This is a genomic window from Sphingobacterium paramultivorum, assembly GCF_014109745.1.
GTDB classification, from domain to species: domain Bacteria; phylum Bacteroidota; class Bacteroidia; order Sphingobacteriales; family Sphingobacteriaceae; genus Sphingobacterium; species Sphingobacterium paramultivorum.
This window is the reverse complement of sequence record NZ_CP058555.1, coordinates 1,916,800-1,932,625: the sequence shown is the minus strand read 5'-3', so window position 1 is coordinate 1,932,625 and position 15,826 is coordinate 1,916,800. Positions and strand designations below refer to the sequence as shown.

At 40.5% G+C, this 15,826-nt stretch carries 18 protein-coding genes; 12 read left to right on the top strand and 6 right to left on the bottom strand.

Annotation, left to right across the window (positions count from 1 at the left end; genetic code table 11):
- The first annotated feature begins 142 nt into the window (after nucleotides 1-142).
- Together HS960_RS08425 and HS960_RS08420 are read left to right on the top strand one after the other, a co-directional pair.
- Nucleotides 143-628, top strand: coding sequence for a DUF421 domain-containing protein (locus HS960_RS08425; RefSeq protein ID WP_153845968.1), 486 nt, complete (start codon nucleotides 143-145; stop codon nucleotides 626-628).
- A 135-nt stretch (nucleotides 629-763) separates the two neighbouring features.
- Entirely contained in the window at nucleotides 764-997 is a 234-nt protein-coding gene (locus tag HS960_RS08420) for a hypothetical protein (protein ID WP_153845969.1), read from the top strand.
- A gap of 33 nt (nucleotides 998-1,030) precedes the next feature.
- Here HS960_RS08420 and HS960_RS08415 read toward each other — a convergent pair whose 3' ends face one another.
- Together HS960_RS08415 and HS960_RS08410 are read right to left on the bottom strand one after the other, a co-directional pair.
- Nucleotides 1,031-1,531, bottom strand: coding sequence for a hypothetical protein (locus tag HS960_RS08415; protein ID WP_182332106.1), 501 nt, complete (start codon nucleotides 1,529-1,531; stop codon nucleotides 1,031-1,033).
- 73 nt (nucleotides 1,532-1,604) lie between these two features.
- Nucleotides 1,605-2,213, bottom strand: a complete 609-nt coding sequence (locus HS960_RS08410; protein ID WP_182332104.1) for a DUF4142 domain-containing protein — start codon at nucleotides 2,211-2,213, stop codon at nucleotides 1,605-1,607.
- 657 nt (nucleotides 2,214-2,870) lie between these two features.
- Here HS960_RS08410 and HS960_RS08405 point away from each other — a divergent pair.
- Together HS960_RS08405 and HS960_RS26885 are read left to right on the top strand one after the other, a co-directional pair.
- Nucleotides 2,871-3,458 carry a YciE/YciF ferroxidase family protein gene (locus tag HS960_RS08405; protein WP_182332102.1) on the top strand — a complete coding sequence of 196 codons (588 nt, stop codon included), beginning with the start codon at nucleotides 2,871-2,873 and terminating at the stop codon, nucleotides 3,456-3,458.
- A 124-nt stretch (nucleotides 3,459-3,582) separates the two neighbouring features.
- Complete coding sequence (locus tag HS960_RS26885) at nucleotides 3,583-3,759, top strand: hypothetical protein (RefSeq protein WP_228280251.1); 177 nt, start codon at nucleotides 3,583-3,585, stop codon at nucleotides 3,757-3,759.
- 4 nt (nucleotides 3,760-3,763) lie between these two features.
- Here the strand turns inward: HS960_RS26885 and HS960_RS08395 are convergent, their stop codons facing one another.
- Entirely contained in the window at nucleotides 3,764-4,255 is a 492-nt protein-coding gene (locus HS960_RS08395; RefSeq protein ID WP_182332100.1) for a low affinity iron permease family protein, read from the bottom strand.
- Nucleotides 4,256-4,391: 136 nt separating this feature from the next.
- Nucleotides 4,392-5,270: an AraC family transcriptional regulator gene (locus HS960_RS08390; protein ID WP_153845974.1), complete on the bottom strand. Its 879-nt coding sequence runs from the start codon at nucleotides 5,268-5,270 to the stop codon at nucleotides 4,392-4,394.
- Nucleotides 5,271-5,437: 167 nt separating this feature from the next.
- On the opposite strand from HS960_RS08390, the gene HS960_RS08385 reads away from it, so the two are divergent.
- From HS960_RS08385 to HS960_RS08355, 7 genes are all read left to right on the top strand, one after another.
- A complete protein-coding gene (locus tag HS960_RS08385; protein WP_182332099.1) occupies nucleotides 5,438-5,866 on the top strand; it encodes an L-rhamnose mutarotase in 429 nt (142 codons plus the stop codon).
- A gap of 41 nt (nucleotides 5,867-5,907) precedes the next feature.
- On the top strand, nucleotides 5,908-6,954 hold the full coding sequence (locus HS960_RS08380; protein WP_153845975.1) for an alpha-L-fucosidase: 1,047 nt from the start codon (nucleotides 5,908-5,910) through the stop codon (nucleotides 6,952-6,954).
- 48 nt (nucleotides 6,955-7,002) lie between these two features.
- Nucleotides 7,003-8,223 (top strand): enolase C-terminal domain-like protein, encoded by a 1,221-nt coding sequence (locus HS960_RS08375; RefSeq protein WP_153845976.1) that lies wholly within the window; start codon nucleotides 7,003-7,005, stop codon nucleotides 8,221-8,223.
- Nucleotides 8,224-8,232: 9 nt separating this feature from the next.
- Nucleotides 8,233-9,876 (top strand): sodium:solute symporter, encoded by a 1,644-nt coding sequence (locus HS960_RS08370; RefSeq protein ID WP_153845977.1) that lies wholly within the window; start codon nucleotides 8,233-8,235, stop codon nucleotides 9,874-9,876.
- A gap of 57 nt (nucleotides 9,877-9,933) precedes the next feature.
- A complete protein-coding gene (locus HS960_RS08365; RefSeq protein ID WP_182332097.1) occupies nucleotides 9,934-10,704 on the top strand; it encodes an SDR family NAD(P)-dependent oxidoreductase in 771 nt (256 codons plus the stop codon).
- Nucleotides 10,705-10,803: 99 nt separating this feature from the next.
- Nucleotides 10,804-11,970 (top strand): alpha-hydroxy acid oxidase, encoded by a 1,167-nt coding sequence (locus HS960_RS08360; RefSeq protein ID WP_182332095.1) that lies wholly within the window; start codon nucleotides 10,804-10,806, stop codon nucleotides 11,968-11,970.
- Nucleotides 11,971-12,354: 384 nt separating this feature from the next.
- Nucleotides 12,355-13,014 carry a DUF6266 family protein gene (locus tag HS960_RS08355; protein ID WP_182332093.1) on the top strand — a complete coding sequence of 220 codons (660 nt, stop codon included), beginning with the start codon at nucleotides 12,355-12,357 and terminating at the stop codon, nucleotides 13,012-13,014.
- Nucleotides 13,015-13,115: 101 nt separating this feature from the next.
- Here the strand turns inward: HS960_RS08355 and HS960_RS08350 are convergent, their stop codons facing one another.
- Both HS960_RS08350 and HS960_RS08345 read right to left on the bottom strand, forming a co-directional pair.
- The gene (locus HS960_RS08350; RefSeq protein WP_167512273.1) at nucleotides 13,116-13,286 is read right to left on the bottom strand and encodes a hypothetical protein; all 171 of its coding nucleotides are present in this window, start codon (nucleotides 13,284-13,286) and stop codon (nucleotides 13,116-13,118) included.
- Between the two features lie 79 nt (nucleotides 13,287-13,365).
- On the bottom strand, nucleotides 13,366-14,982 hold the full coding sequence (locus tag HS960_RS08345; RefSeq protein WP_153845981.1) for a fimbrillin family protein: 1,617 nt from the start codon (nucleotides 14,980-14,982) through the stop codon (nucleotides 13,366-13,368).
- A 499-nt stretch (nucleotides 14,983-15,481) separates the two neighbouring features.
- Between HS960_RS08345 and HS960_RS08340 the strand changes: the two genes are divergently transcribed.
- A complete protein-coding gene (locus tag HS960_RS08340; RefSeq protein WP_153845982.1) occupies nucleotides 15,482-15,811 on the top strand; it encodes a DUF6660 family protein in 330 nt (109 codons plus the stop codon).
- Nucleotides 15,812-15,826 lie beyond the last annotated feature (15 nt).

Below are 15,826 nucleotides of genomic sequence, written 5' to 3'. Positions count from 1 at the left end.
AAAAGTACTCAATTTAAAAATTGTTGGAACTCGGAGGGCTCTTATCGATGTTCTGAAATAAAATGTTCTGAAATAAAGTAAAGGCTCATTGCCCGATGAAGTATGGATGGGCGTATAACAAAGATATAAAAACAGCATAAATATGGACAGTTTTTTTGGCTCTGGTGAGGATCTCACGATGTTACAGATGGGATCGCGCGCGTTTATTATGTTTATTATAGCGCTTTTTTTGGTTCGATTAGGAGGAATTCGAATTCTCGGCCGAAAGTCAGGTGTGGATTTCGTAATCATTATTATACTAGGGGCAGTGTTGGCTAGAGGAATAGTTGGCGCCTCGCCGTTCCTGTCAACGGTGTTTGCCGGCTTTGTAATGATTATTGTCAATAAAATCCTGGCCCAGGTATCGGCCCGGCTTCCCTATTTGGGTAATATGGTAAAAGGTAAGCCGGCTGTTTTATACAAGAACGGTAAAATCCAATGGGATCAGATGGATCGACTGGGTGTAAGTCGCACAGATCTACTGACGAGCTTGCGGCTAGAAACAAACAGCAAGCACCTCGATGAAGTAGATATGGCTTTGATGGAACCGAATGGTCGAATAAGCTTTACACTCAAGGAAAGAAAATAAATACTTAACAGGTAACTTTTCCTTGGTAAAACTAAACTTCTACGTCAAAAAGGATCACTGAATTAAAGCCTGTTGACACTCCGCATAGCTAAACTGGGAAGAGGGTTAAAGAAGAATAAATTAAAAATATAGATTATGATTAAATACGTGTATTTGGCCATCGCATTTGCTGCAACAGCAATATCTTGCGATAATAGCGCTAATAATGGAGGAGAGGAAACTAAGATAGACACCGTAGTCAACCAAAATGGTCTACCCTTGGACAATATCCACCGAAGCCGTGGAAAAGATACGACAAAAAATGAGGATGGGAGCGCAAAAGAAGGGGTGCCATTAGACAATTTGGATCGCGATAAAAGTACGGATTGACCTGGTTGTATCTTTTCGAACAATGGCGCAAAATTATTTACTTCCAGAACGATAATAGATCCAACCTGGCAACTGTTCCAATGGGTTAGGTATTTTCAGATCTACAAGTGTATTCAACCCTAGTTCTTGGGCTAATTTTCCGAATGCATCTAAGTCATGAACTGGGTAGAATATCGCGTGCTCATTGGGCATATCCACATTCCCTTGTAACCAGCGGTAGCCCTCAGCATGTAGATTATCGATAAAGGTATCAGTAATAACCTCCAGGTAATGCATCATTTTGTTGATCCAAATAAGTTCATCCCTCGATCGTGTCGGATAGTGTTCGTGTACGTATTGGAGAATCAGTTGTTCGCCCTCCATGTCCCAGCCATCGCGAATCATCGCTAGACCCATAGACCGCACTTCTTCCTGATAAAAATCCAGCCCATAACTCATTTTAATTTCGCCCGCAATAGGGCTTTCTTCAATTTTAGCACGTAGCGCCATTTGTCTATTAAGAAGTTCATGTTTGTAGTCGAATGTTTGTTCCATGGTATTATGAGAATTAACGAAGGACAGAGCCTTAATGACTTTGTCCTCCGGAGTGAATGAATGAAATATGATTTTATTTTAATGTCGGTTTGGGTACTTTTTTCTTGATAGCTGGAGATGGCGCATTGGGTGTAATGCGCATATCACTTATCGGAGGATCTGAAGGCTGCATATTTTTAATTTGATCAAGATGTTTTTCAAATGTGGGGATTTTATCAGTAGCGAATTTCTTAAGGTCAGCATCTGTAATTGCTGTACCTGTACTTGCATCTTTGAAAAGTGAAATAGCATCCTGATGGCTCTTAACCATCAGATCGGTATAGACGCGGTCGAAATTTGCTGTGTCCGCATTATTGAGTTGGTCGATCATAACTTTGTAATTTTGATCGTCACTCGTACTCAGCTGCCAATTTTTATTCTTTACAATGGTCGACAGTTCATTTCCAGCAGCAGTATGGTCGTCTGCGATCATCTGTGCATATTGTTTGATATTTGCGTTTTGTGATTTTGCAAGAGCAATGCTTGCTGCCTGCAGTTCGAAATTGTTGCTGGCCGTGGCTTTGCTGGCAAAGTCCAGGTCTCCAGGCTGTGGCTGAGCGGGGTTGCTGTCTTGCGCCTGTACTGTTAAAATGCAGGCAAAAATCACAAGCAGCGTTCCCAAAGTTTTTAAAATGGTTTTCATAATGCTATTGTTTAATTGTTAACGATGTATGCTATTACGGTTATCATTTCCTTTTTGTCCATAACTAAGGATGATAGAGGATGCTAAAAAGGATAAAGACGATCTGATGATATAAACATAGACTCTTTTGTGTGTGTTTAATAGTGAACAGTGGTCGAGAAGTTAGGGTTTGGAACTGTTATATTTTACGTATTTAAATCGAAAACTGTGTTGTTTACGTAAATACATCGTACAAATTCGTATTACACCATGATTAAAGCTTTTATGTCAATTGGGGGACAGTCAAAAATCAATTTCTCAACTAAACTAAAAATAAAAAACAGACAGCTATGAAACAGTTGTTTTTGGATGGCCATACCTCGATGGGCATCCTGAACTGTACAATTTTTATTCATGCTACATTTAATTTATAATCATTTTGTTGATGAACCACCGCTGTTGTCAGATCGTTAATTGTGTTAGTGCGCAATGTAGCATGATTTGTACGTTAATTGTGGCGTGGTTGTTCTTTTGGGGTCTTGTTTCGGAAAAACGTGTTTTTACTGGAGATATGTGGTAAATGCTTGATTTGAAAGTATCAGCATGACTGGCTGAACGAAAAAAGTTTGAGATCTGTTTATTTGACGAACAGCTCTTCGGAGCATAAAACTTATTATTATGGCAACAACAGCAGACAAAAGCAAAACAAGCACAAAATCAGGTAGCACATCAACTTCAGGATCTGCTTCGCAAGGAAGAAAGCTACGTGCCGAGGCAGGTGCCGCAAAGGATTTAGCCGAATTATTTGAAGATGGTCTGAAAGATATTTACTGGGCTGAAAAAGCGCTGACAAAGGCACTTCCTAAGATGGAAAAAAATGCAAGTTCAGAACAATTGAAATCTGCTATTTCTAAACATTTGGCGGAAACAGAAACACATGTGGATCGCCTCGAACAATGTTTTGAGTTTATAGGAGTGAAAGCAAAAGCTGAAAAATGCGAAGCGATGGCGGGCTTGGTTGAAGAAGCAGAAAGCCTTATGAAAGAAACAGAAGTCGGGGCTGTTCGGGATGCCGCTATTATTGCTGCGGCTCAAAAGGTGGAACATTATGAAATTGCTACTTATGGTACGCTGGCGGCTTTTGCAAAAGTGTTAGAGCACAAGGATGCATTGAAATTACTACTTGAAACACTGGGTGAGGAAAAGAAATGCGACGAAGATCTAAGCGCGCTGGCCGATACAAATCTTAATTCGAAAGCTAAATAGGTAGCTGTCTATAACAAGATTGTGAAAGCCGAAGGACATGATTAATGCGTGTTTTAATAAAAGCAACTACGTAAAGAAAATGTAAAAGGCTCAATTTCGTTGGGCCTTTTACAAAAAATGAGCTATGAAATATTCAGATAATATGGGAAGAACGGCTGCTATTGGTAAAATTGAATACCCAAAAACACCGTTTAAGAGCCAGTCTCAACCTTGGCCAGGACTCTTTTGTGAAATGGATCCTCGACCTGATCATGGCGAGGACAGTCATAAAGGATCGGGAAGGTTGCCATCCATAATTTGAAATGCTAATCCGTCTTGTCTGTTCTATTATCGTCTGAGGCGTCGTGTCTTTCTTTTCGAGCCTTCATTTTAAAAGCGTGATTTTCCTTTGCGGCATCAATTGAGTGTGTGCAGGTAAGATCACTTTCCTGAAGCGCCAGTTTAGCGACGTGGGCATAAAATTTCGCAAGCTGATCAAGTTCTTCTTCACTGAGATCTTCCAAATTAACCATTCTATTGCTAGTGCCTTCGTGAGAGGCAATCAATTCATTGAGCTTGAGGTGGATTGCCTTTGAATCCTTATTCTGCGATTTTTGAATAAGAAATACCATTAGAAAAGTAACAATGGTCGTACCTGTATTGATGACCAGTTGCCAGGTTTCAGAGTAGTTAAATATGGGGCCACTTACTGCCCAAATGATAACTGTAGAGGTTGCAATAATAAATGCTGCTGAACTACCAGTTGCGTGTGTCGCCCAGTTTGAGAACCGTTCAAATAAGTTTTTTCTCTTTTTCATCACTAAACTTTAAGTTTCTATAGAGACCCCACTGATACCGAATTTGTTTGCATTTATTAGCTTTTACCTTAAAAGATCAGTTTTTCAAAGGTTTGTCTGCTCCATAGCTAAGAATGACCTACCTGCTTTGTTGCTACTACCGTATTTGAGATTTGTACTGACTAGGTGTGACTCCTTTAATTGACTTGAAAATTTTATTAAAGTTTGAAAGGCTATTGAAACCACAGGCATAAGCAATGTGCGTGATTTGATGCTTATTTTCAGCGATCAATCTACAGGATTCGCTAATGCGCACCTCATTGACAAACTGGACGAAGGTTTTCTGCGTACGGGATTTGAAGTAACGGCAAAAGGAATGTTTCGACATATTAGATAGCTGCGCAACTTGATCCAATTGAATTTCTCCAGTATAGTTGTTAAATACGAATTTAAAGATGCTGTCAATTTTACTATTGTCAATAGGACTATAGTTGTGGGTGTATCCCGCGCTGGAGAGGTAATCAAATTCATCTGTTGATAACATCAATTCGATAATCTCCAATAACAAAATGGTTTTCTCAAAGCCATAATCCAGCTGTACAATCTTTTTTAGCTTTACCTTCAATTGTTCCTTTGTTGCGCCACGGAATAGGAGACCACGTTTTGAGGCCGAAAAGAATGCTTCGATTTTGTGTGTCTGAAAGAAATGCCCTAAAAGTTTAATCATTAATTTTGGTTCTATATACAAGGCCAAAGAGCGGGATGTCTTTGTCTCCGCAATAGCAGAGCCTGGGCAATTTATATTGTTATTGTGCCAGACATGTGGCAGATCGGGTCCTACAAAAGTGAGTTCATCAGAAGCAAAGTTACTCACATTATCTCCAATGATCCGTTTTCCCTCACTTTCCACAATATAGGTCATCTGACAGGCGCTATGAAAGTGAAATTCGGTGGAGAAGAATGGTCGCTGGACATCTTTGGTTGCAAAAGTCGTAATAGCTGCACCTTCCAGAATTTTTGCAAAAACAGGTTTCATGCGTTTGGTTATTTTAATTAAGAACAAGCAAGATAGCTTATTTTGTCCTAAAAATAAGTAAACAGAGGTAAAAATGTTAATATAGTGGGAGAAATGAGCAATCTAGCAGTAGTCACGGTACTGTTAAGCACGTAATTTCGAATAGTATAAAATAACGTGCAGAACTTATGAATCCTAAATTATATCCTTATAGCATCATGATCGTCTTTGTCGTACTTTGTGCGACAGCCTTTCGGTCTGCAGAAAGAAGTCGTACTGTGACTCGCTACGCATCTATAACAGGATTAAAAGCAGAGAAAGTAGCTTATTATAAGAAACTTCATGCCAAGGTTTGGCCCACAGTACTTCGAAAGATCGACGCATGTCATATCCGCAATTATTCTATTTTTTTGAAGGAAATAGATGGTAAATTTTTTCTTTTCAGCTATTTCGAATATGTAGGACAAAATTTCAAGCTTGATATGCAGAAGATGGCGTCCGATCCAGAGACACAGCGTTGGTGGAAAGAAACGGATCCTTGTCAGCAACCCCTGTCCGATGCGCAGGAGAAAGGGGAAATATGGTCTGGTATGGCGGAGGTATTCCATACGGAATAAAGAAAAAGAATGAATGCTGTAATAACCAACATTATATAACCATGAGAAAGAAATTATTATTTAGTTTGGCACTTGCTGTATTGGGAACAAATCTCTGTGCTCAGACAAAGACTATTGTACCTGTTCCATCAATACATCCCAATGCTTATCAGCGGGAGCAAATTGACCGAAAATATGGTATGTTCGTTCATTTTGGCATGAATACATTTCATGACCAGGAGTGGACAGACGGATCTAAACCCGCTAGCTCGTATGCACCATCGGCTATTGAGGTTAAACAGTGGGTTTCGACAGCAAAGGAAGCTGGGATGAAGTACATGATTTTGGTTACGAAACATCATGAAGGTTTTTGTTTATGGGATAGTAAGTATACGGACTACGATGTGGCGAGTTCTTCAAACGCGACAAATGTTGTGCAGGAGCTGGCTAAAGAATGCGCCAAACAGGGGATGCGCCTTGGTTTATATTATTCTTTATGGGACCGAAAGCAGAATCCCAATGTAAAAGACATGTCTGCAGATGCAGCATATAATCAATATATGTTGAACCAACTTAATGAGTTAGTTGATATAACCAAAAAGTATACAGATATCGTTGAGCTTTGGCTGGACGGTGGCTGGGAAAAAGAGAACTATCGATGGCCCACGCAGGCGATTTACAATTTGATCAAGAAAAAGGTTACCGGATGTCAAATTGGTATAAACTGGAGTATAGGATCACCTGAGAATACAGACAAACACATAGTTTTGCCGAAAGATCAGCAGAATTATTACCCTATACGTTATTTTCCAAGTGATTTTAGGCTAGGCGATCCTTATCTTCCGATCAATCCCGATCCTAAGCTTTTTATTGCCCAGGGGAATACGTATTATATGCCTTTTGAGACAACAGTGGTACTTGGAGAACGCTGGTTTTATAATACCACGGACAAGAAGTATAAGTCTTTGGAAGAGCTTGCGGGGATTTATCAGACCGCAACAGCACAAGACAATATCCTGATCTTAAACGTTGGTCCCAATCGGATGGGACGCATAAAGGATTCGGATGTTGACATTTTGCGCAAATTAAAGGATAAGTTAAAGTTGTAATTCAAAATAGATTAACCTAAATACTAAAAACAAGTACGTTAAGATTTTATGATAAAGACGTTTGATATTCAGGATCGGAGATTTCCTTTGGCTACAGGTGCGGGCAGTGATGCGATACACAAGGATCCGATCTATTCTTATGCTGTGACTCGATTGGTAGATGATAAGGGGCGCGTAGGGACAGGTTTGGCTTTTACACTGGGAGCAGGAAATGAGCTGGTCTGTCGTGCTGCAGCTTTCTATGCCGAACGATTGAAAGGGATTCCAATTGAAGATCTTATGGCAGATTTTGGTCAATTGTTTAATAAGTTGAGCAACGAACAGCAATTTCGTTGGTTGGGTCCCCATAAAGGTATCGTTCATTTGGCCCTAGCTTCGGTAACAAATGCCTGTTTTGACCTCTGGGCTAAAACAAGAGGAGTTCCACTTTGGAAGCTGTTAACCGACCTCAGCGCTGAGGAGATTGTCAATACGTTGGATCTTTCCTATTTGGAAGATGAATTTACAAAGGCTGAAGCCATCAGCCTGCTGGAGTCGACTATCTCAACTGGTCATAAAAGAATGGACATTATTGAAAAGGGCTATGCGGGCTACGACACATCAGTAGGCTGGTTTAACTATTCTGATGAAAAAGTACGGGAGAACTGTAAACGCGCTTTAGACAACGGTTTCTCCGCAATGAAACTCAAAGTAGGCAGTGAAGATCCATTACGGGATATTCGTCGTGCGCATATTGTACGGGAGGTTGCGGGTGATGAAGCCAAAGTAATGCTCGATGCGAATCAGCAATGGACGCTACCTCAGGCGCTATCCATCTGTCAAGAGCTTAAGGAGATGAACCCTTTTTGGGTTGAGGAGCCGACACATCCCGACGACATTGTTGGGCATAAACGCTTAGCCGAGCACATTGCGCCGATAAAAGTTGCCATGGGTGAGCATGTGCCGAACCGCATCTTGTTTAAAAATTACCTTCAAATGGGTGCGGCGGGATTTGTACAGGTGGATGCTGTTCGAGTCGGCGGTGTGAGCGAGTTTATTTCAGTGAGTCTACTTTGTCGAAAATATAATATTCCCGTTGTGCCGCATGTCGGTGATATGGGGCAGCTTCATCAGCATCTTGTTTTGTTTAACCATATAAGCCTTGGGCATGAGGCTTTGTTTTTGGAGCATATTCCACACCTAAAGTCTCATTTTGTACATCCTGTGTCTATAGCAAATGGCGTGTACCGTACCCCAATGGATGTGGGAAGCAGTTGTGATTTGTTATAAGTTGACGTTATGTTAGGAAATTTAGATTTAGGTATCGCCATCTTTTATATTGTGTTGATTTTGGTTGTCGGCATATTGGCTGGCTCAGGGCGATTTAAGAAAGTAAAAGAAATAAGCGCTGAAGGGTATTTTTTGGCTGGAAAGACACTCCGGTGGCCGGCCATTGGGTTGGCGCTTTTTGCAACTAATATTTCAACGGTACATCTGGTTAGTTTGGCACAGAGCGGATTTGATACAGGCTTGCTTAACGGCAACTTTGAATGGATGGCTGCCTTTACTTTAATCTTATTGGCGCTTTTTTTTGTGCCATTTTACCTCAAATCGGGTGTTACAACCTTGCCCGACTTTCTGGAACGGCGTTATGATCGTGCCAGCAGAGATTGGCTCACGTTTATCTCCATACTATCGGCCATTGTTATTCATATCGCTTTTTCGATGTTGGCCGGAGGGATTGTGCTGCGAACACTTTTTGGATTTAATATGTATTTGAGTATTACGGTAATCTGTGTGATAACTGGAATATATACGATATTGGGCGGATTACGCGCTGTTGTGGTGACGGAATCTATCCAGACAATTGTGTTGCTTGCTGGGGCTTTTATTATCAGTTTTGCAGCTTTTGACAAGATGGGCGGTTGGATGCCGATGAAAGCTGTTCTGGTAGAGGATAATGCCCTTGATCGTCTTTCTATGCTCCGTGGTAGCAACGATGGAAGTGGAATGCCTTGGTATGCCGTATTGTTTGGCTATCCGATTTTGGGTATCTGGTATTGGTGTGCCGATCAGACGATTGTTCAGCGTGTTTTAGGAGCTAAGGACGAAAACCATGGACGTGTGGGCGCCCTTTTTTGTGGTTTTCTGAAAATTCTGCCAGTATTTATTTTTGTGCTTCCCGGGCTATTTGCGTATACCCTGTTTAAAACAGGTCAATTGGATTTAAGCAGTCTTGGCGTAGACCATCAAGGGCAGGTCAATTCAAAAGGTATCTATACACTCATGATTACGCAACTTTTGCCTTCGGGATTGATCGGTGTTTTGGTAGCGGCGCTCTTATCGGGTTTAATGAGTCAGATATCGGGTGCGCTAAATTCGATATCGACCATGGTGAGTTACGATATCTTTAAACAGCGGCGCCCTGCTGCTTCTGATGGGCAGCTAATTCGTATCGGGAAAATTGCCGCAGTTATTGCCATGGGATTTTCCCTGGCTCTTTTACCGCTATTGGATCGCTATGAGAGTATTTTTTATGGCATAAATGATGTGATTGCACATATTGCACCACCAATAACCTGCGTATTTCTTTTAGGTGTGTTTTGGAAAGGGGCATCGGCAACAGCTGCAAAACTTACCTTGTGGATAGGTTCTGTTTTGGGGGTTGCCGTATTTTTGCTGAATAAGCTGCTACCTGACTCGTGGGTAGGACAGACTCCATTTATGATGATGGCTTTCTATTTGTTTTTGATCTGTATGTTACTTCAGGTTTTGTTATCGTATAAGTATCCCGTGCAGCATACTGCACAAAGTCGGGATTTGTACTGGAAGAGCCCTATGGATCCACTTCGGGGTAAAGCCTGGCCGGGTATCGGGAATTACCGTATTTTGTCGGCATTGCTGTTAGCTATTGTCGTGATTTTATATGTAATTTTCAACTAATTTTTAATTTGTTCCGATTCTTTGGAACTTGATGCTAAATACAAGAATAATAAAAACGTGAAAATCTTAGAAGATAAAATAATATTGATTACAGGAGGAAGTGCTGGAATCGGTTTGGAATGTGTAAAAGCCTATGTCAAAGCAGGGGCAAAGGTGGCCTTTATTGGTCTCGATCAAGTATCGGTAGATGCAACAGCCGAACTGATCGGCGCGCCACATATTGGTATCTGTGCGGATGTTACGCAAGCCCGAGAAGTTGATTTGGCCATCCAAAAGACTGTTGCTGTTTTTGGGCGGCTTGATGCAATCCATAACAATGCTGGTCTGGCAAGCCCGTCAAAGCCTTTGCATGAAACTACGGACGATGAATGGACAAGGTTGCTGGAAACCAACATGAAAAGTGTTCTTCTGACTACACGGTATGGTTATCCTCATTTAAAGAAATCTGCTGGTTGTATTCTAAATACGAGCAGTTTAGTGGGGGATATTGGCCAGGAGAACCATGCGGCATATGCCGCCACAAAGGGTGCTATCAACGCGTTGACAAAATCTATGGCCATAGATTATGCACCTGTCGGTATTCGTGTCAATTCGGTAATGCCTGCAGCTGTTATGACACCCATGCTCAACAAATGGACCCTGGAGCAAGCGCATCCAACACAGGTTTTTGACTTTTTGAAGGATATTCATTTGCTGGGATACTGTCCTGAGGGCGATGTCATTGCCGACGCCTGTGTGTTTCTGCTGTCAAACCAAGCACGGTTTATCACAGGGGTAAATCTACCTGTAAGTGGTGGTGCTGAATTGGGGTATCGCAGAAATGTATGACAGATTTTTTTATATTAGCTACAATTAGCTTGCATTTGAAATGCAATTTATCTAAGTTTGGCGCGCAGTCATAGACTGTTTATAAATAATACATCAATCATGAGCCAGAAATTTATATATAATACACGTTATCCTTCTGTTGAAGATCTAAAGATTAAAGCGAAGAAAAGGATTCCCCGATTTGCATTTGATTATCTGACCGGAGGTGCAAATGAAGAATTGAACCTTGCCAGAAATGAGAATGATTTTGATAATATTCTGTTGAAGCCGCAATATCTGCTTGCAAGTGAAGAAATAGACCTATCTGTAGAATTATTCGGTCGTCGTTATAGTGCACCTTTTGGTGTTTCACCTATTGGACTTCAGGGATTGATGTGGCCGAATGCACCGGAGATTCTTGCGAAAGCGGCGGCAAAAAATGATATTCCCTATATTTTGAGTACAGTATCAACAAGTAGTATTGAACGTATTGCCGAGGTATCTGATGGGAAAGCCTGGTTTCAGCTCTATCATCCTACGGAAAACAGGTTGCGCGATGATATTATTAAACGTCTGGAGGCTGTTGAATGTCCGGTATTGGTAGTTCTGGTGGATGTGCCTGCTTTTGGACTTCGTTATCGTGAAATAAAAAGCGGATTGTCTATGCCACCTAAAATGAGTATCGCCAATATCTTGCAAACCTTTGCCTGTCCGACTTGGGGTATAGAAACATTAAGACATGGAATTCCTTCTTTTGCAACATTGAAGCCTTATATGGAAAAGGGACTTGATTTAGCGCAGCTGGGACAGTTTATGAACAGGACATTTACGGGTAAAGTTGATGTTGAGAAAATTAAAGCTATTCGGGATCTTTGGAAAGGGCCCTTGGTGCTTAAAGGGATTGCCATCGATGAAGATATGCAGGCTGCTATCGCATTGGGCGTTGATGGAGTCATTGTGTCAAATCATGGTGGACGACAGCTCGATGCAAGTGAATCTTCGATCAATTCATTGATCCACTTGGCGAGCAACCCAGAATATAAAAAGAAGATAAAAATCATGTTAGATGGTGGTATTCGATCAGGGGTTGACCTTGCGCGGGCACATGCAGTTGGATCAGATTTCAATTTTATGGGAAGACCATTTATGTATGGCGTTGGCGCATTGGGCAATGAAGGTGGGGAACATACAATCAATATGTTTAAGACGCATTTGTTTCAGGTTATGAAGCAATTGAGTCTTTCAAAGATCGAAGATTTTCCAAAACGTCTGCAGGCTGTCCTATAACTGCAGTAGCAGGTCGAGTTTTCGATCCAGCTTTGGGGTGGCAATTAGACCTACGATAAAAAGAAGAAGATGTCTCTTATGTTTGTATTAAGCAAATGTAGGAGACATTTTTTTTGCTTTATAGGTTCGCATGAAAGGCCGTCGGCTTTTACCTTTTCTCCTTTAGTTCTTAGATGCAACAGATGGTAACCAAATTCCATTTTTAAACAGTGCTTATTCAGTGCTCGTTCAGTGATTGTTCAGTACTTGCTCAGTGAAGACTGAATAAACAGTGACTAATTACTGTCTAAGTATCGATTGAAAACTGTTGTTTGTTATAATTTGGTATGCGTATGTTTTCGTATTAATGTTTATCTTTATTATCTATAACATAATCAATCAATTATGGCAATCATCAAAAATGGTGTAAATGGAACTGTTTCCGGGAAAGCAGGTTCTGTTGTGTTTGTGTCGACTAAAACGGGAAATTATGTACGATCTCTCCCTCGCGTTAAAAAACGGGAGCCGACTCCTGAGCAATTGCTGAGTAGAAAACGCTTCAAAATTGTGAGGTCACATATTGGCCAATTAAAACCGATCATCAATATGGGTTATAAAGCGTACAGCTATCCTAAACGGGCATACGATGTCGCGATGTCTTATAATTTGAACGAAGCACTTATCCGGGAAGAAGACGGTTTTGTCGTTGATTGGCCAAAATTTATGATTGCCAAAGGAAGCCCCAATCCCATTACTTCCTACATAATGGATTTCGATCAAGAAAACCAAGTGCTTCTGGTCACCTGGGAATATGATGCCTATCTGGAGGAAAAGTTTGACACGGGATCTTACGATTCGTTCTTAATCCTGTATAATGCAGCGGATAACGGAGGTGGATATCCACTTGTGATGAACGATTTGAAAAGCAGTTTAATGTCCGGAAAACAGACTGTTGAAATTCCAAAACATAGAAAGGAAGTGACCTATGAGGTGTATATCTTTTTTATTGAGAGTTATGGCGGAGGGAATACAGACAGTCTGCACTTGGGTACGCTAAAGGTTTGAGTATAAATATGGATGACACGATCGTGTATTATAAAATTGCATAAAAAAGGGGCAGTCCAAACTTTGATAGCCCCTTCCTTTTGTTTACTGTTGAAAATAGTTTACCAGTCGATATTTCTATTATCTGTTGATCCTACTTCCCATTGTTCGTTTACTTTACCGCTGTTGGCATCTTCTGGTCTGGCGTAGGCCGAACCAGCTGCAATACCTTGCTCAAGTTCGATTGTCGTTGTATTAATTTTGGGGGCGATGTACGCTAATTTCTTTTCCATAATATCTATTTTTATCTTGCTTTTTTTTATGTTATATTCAGCAAGTTTTAGTCTTTCTGATTATTGATCTATTTATTGATTATTGGCAAGGGATTTTCTTCTTTCCAGCACCTACACCCTTGATAATAGTACGTCCATCAACAAGTTGGGTTACTTTTACAGTGTTGCTTTGTGTTGCACTCCAAGGGAATGTATTGAAGCTGTTGCCATTCACGAGTTTAAGTTCGTATAAAGGACCGCCGGATGTTTTACTACCAAACATGGTTACTTGGCCAGTTCTGCTGATGACAAGTTTGATCAATGGACTTGTACTTGTACCTTTCATGTTGTAAACCTGATCGATTCTTTTGTTGGTTTCAATATTGTTGCCAGCGTATTTGCTTCCATCAACAAACTGGATGTTTTGAGCAGAAGAAGCGCCTACCTCAAATTGAATTTCCTGTTTCGCTAATTTGACACCATTCACTTCCATGTTGAATGCATTGTCCAATTCGGTCATGTCGAAAACAAAACCATAGTCTGCGGCTGGAGCAGTAAAGCTTCTATCAATTGTTGTTCCATTGGCATAGAATTTACCGTCTTTCATAATACCGGTTTTGCCACCCGATGTTGTTGCTGGATAGCTCCAGTCCAGACCACTGCTGGTTACATTTTGTGTACAGGTTCTGAAGTTAAGTTTCAGATCGTATTTTTGTCCAGGATTGATCTTAACATTTGGAATGGTGATGTTTGTTTTGGTCTCATCATCAAGGGTTAGACTGCCGAGCATCAATGTTCCGTTGCTGGTTGTGGGGTGGATCAATAACGATGGGTTACTGATCACAGTACGTAAGCCATTTCCTAAAGCCGGGAATTGTGTGGTGACTCCGGCGTTGTTCAAGCCATTGTATGTTAATGTTTCATCTGAGAATTTCAAATTAGCACTACTGTGACTAGGTTTTAGTACTGCCGTCCCGATTTGAGTGATGGCTCCGGTCATACTTGGATCCATGGTCAATGTTGTGGTGATTTGGCTAAATCTGTGTTTTAATACAACATTTAAATTGTTTACACCGCTTTTTAACGTTAATGTACCTGTGTAATACATTAAATCACCGCTAATATTGCTCAAGTTCGCTGCAGAAAGCGTGTTTTGATTATTAATAGCCGGTAATGCTGTGGTGCTATTGATCGAATAGGCAATGAACGTATATGATTTTCCGGCGTCAAGAACGATACCCGCGGCAGTAGCTTCCTCACCGTAGCTATAATCTTTTGCCGTTACGTAAGCTCCTTGATTGTCATAGACAACAACTTTATACTTGACGTTTTTGTCCAATGGCTTCTCTTGTGTTTGGACAGCCGCTAGTTTGGGGTTGGATGAAGCGACGAGGCTTTTTGTAACCGCTGAATTGTTTGTTAGGACAACGTCAACTGAGCCTCCGTTTTCTAACGGTACAGTCATTTCCTGTACATCAGGTGCATTGCTTGATGAATGCGAAGCGTTTGCAGATGCTTGCTTTTGAACAGCACTGTTGTCTGTTTCATTGTAAGCTTCTACGCCCGATAGATTGATTTTAACGACAGTTTCTCCTGTTAATGCGGTGTTTTCTCCACTTTTGTTACATGAGTAGAGGCTAAGTGCGAAAGCACTGCAGCCTAGCATGAACAGGTTTGTCAGTCGGCGATGGGGGATTAGATTCATGTTAATTGACATTTTGTTTTGTTATTGATTTTTTGATTATTTGATTTCGTTGTTGATTTGTTTTGCAAAAACTCTTGCAGTTGTATGCCTATTTGTATTTAAAATATGGTATACCATTGCGTTTTTATTACTGTTATTTTTTATCGATGCAATTATATAAATAGCATTTTACTTAATCTACTGTATTTATGTTATCTTATATTTCTTGTAGAGAAACATCTACAATAGTGTTCATTTGTGTTTAAAATGCTGTTTGAACATGTTTTATGTGTTTTTCTGTTAATTACAATTCGTTTTATTTGAATAATAATTTACTTGTAGTTAATCAGAACATCAAGCAATCATGTTGTGTAGGATTGTGCGGTTTTATGAGGCTTAAGAGATGAAAAAAAACGCTCAGTTGAGAGCGACTGTCTCCTTATTTTATTGGAGGTACTGAAGTTGATACTAACCAATAGATTTCCGGGGTTAAGGGGAGATTATGATTTATTTTTTTTAAATTTGCGTATTCATGAGGTTAATTGTTTTCATATTGATAGCATATATTATGGGACTTTCTTTTGTTCCCTGCAGTGATTCTAGCAATCGCTGTGAGCAGACAGCTATGGAAACACAATTAAACCAAACTCATAACCATAGTGATGATGCATCTGATGCCTGTTCTATTTTCTGCTATTGCAATTGTTGTAGTGGAAATATAACGGCTTATGCGTATCTATTTCCACAAATAGATGGTGTCCCGGTGTCAATTTATTTTGATAATCGTAATCCTGTCCTCAATACAGCGATTGTTTCCAGTTATTTTGGAAGCATCTGGCAGCCGCCAAAGGTTAATGCTTAATTTTTCGTAAAAATT

Bases quoted from the DNA above. Each gene is read 5' to 3' on its own strand.
- HS960_RS08425 (WP_153845968.1), top strand. From the start codon at position 143: ATGGACAGTTTTTTTGGCTCTGGTGAGGATCTCACGATGTTACAGATG.
- HS960_RS08420 (WP_153845969.1), top strand. From the start codon at position 764: ATGATTAAATACGTGTATTTGGCCATCGCATTTGCTGCAACAGCAATA.
- HS960_RS08415 (WP_182332106.1), bottom strand. From the start codon at position 1,531: ATGGAACAAACATTCGACTACAAACATGAACTTCTTAATAGACAAATG.
- HS960_RS08410 (WP_182332104.1), bottom strand. From the start codon at position 2,213: ATGAAAACCATTTTAAAAACTTTGGGAACGCTGCTTGTGATTTTTGCC.
- HS960_RS08405 (WP_182332102.1), top strand. From the start codon at position 2,871: ATGGCAACAACAGCAGACAAAAGCAAAACAAGCACAAAATCAGGTAGC.
- HS960_RS26885 (WP_228280251.1), top strand. From the start codon at position 3,583: ATGAAATATTCAGATAATATGGGAAGAACGGCTGCTATTGGTAAAATT.
- HS960_RS08395 (WP_182332100.1), bottom strand. From the start codon at position 4,255: ATGAAAAAGAGAAAAAACTTATTTGAACGGTTCTCAAACTGGGCGACA.
- HS960_RS08390 (WP_153845974.1), bottom strand. From the start codon at position 5,270: ATGAAACCTGTTTTTGCAAAAATTCTGGAAGGTGCAGCTATTACGACT.
- HS960_RS08385 (WP_182332099.1), top strand. From the start codon at position 5,438: ATGAATCCTAAATTATATCCTTATAGCATCATGATCGTCTTTGTCGTA.
- HS960_RS08380 (WP_153845975.1), top strand. From the start codon at position 5,908: ATGAGAAAGAAATTATTATTTAGTTTGGCACTTGCTGTATTGGGAACA.
- HS960_RS08375 (WP_153845976.1), top strand. From the start codon at position 7,003: ATGATAAAGACGTTTGATATTCAGGATCGGAGATTTCCTTTGGCTACA.
- HS960_RS08370 (WP_153845977.1), top strand. From the start codon at position 8,233: ATGTTAGGAAATTTAGATTTAGGTATCGCCATCTTTTATATTGTGTTG.
- HS960_RS08360 (WP_182332095.1), top strand. From the start codon at position 10,804: ATGAGCCAGAAATTTATATATAATACACGTTATCCTTCTGTTGAAGAT.
- HS960_RS08355 (WP_182332093.1), top strand. From the start codon at position 12,355: ATGGCAATCATCAAAAATGGTGTAAATGGAACTGTTTCCGGGAAAGCA.
- HS960_RS08350 (WP_167512273.1), bottom strand. From the start codon at position 13,286: ATGGAAAAGAAATTAGCGTACATCGCCCCCAAAATTAATACAACGACA.
- HS960_RS08345 (WP_153845981.1), bottom strand. From the start codon at position 14,982: ATGTCAATTAACATGAATCTAATCCCCCATCGCCGACTGACAAACCTG.
- HS960_RS08340 (WP_153845982.1), top strand. From the start codon at position 15,482: ATGAGGTTAATTGTTTTCATATTGATAGCATATATTATGGGACTTTCT.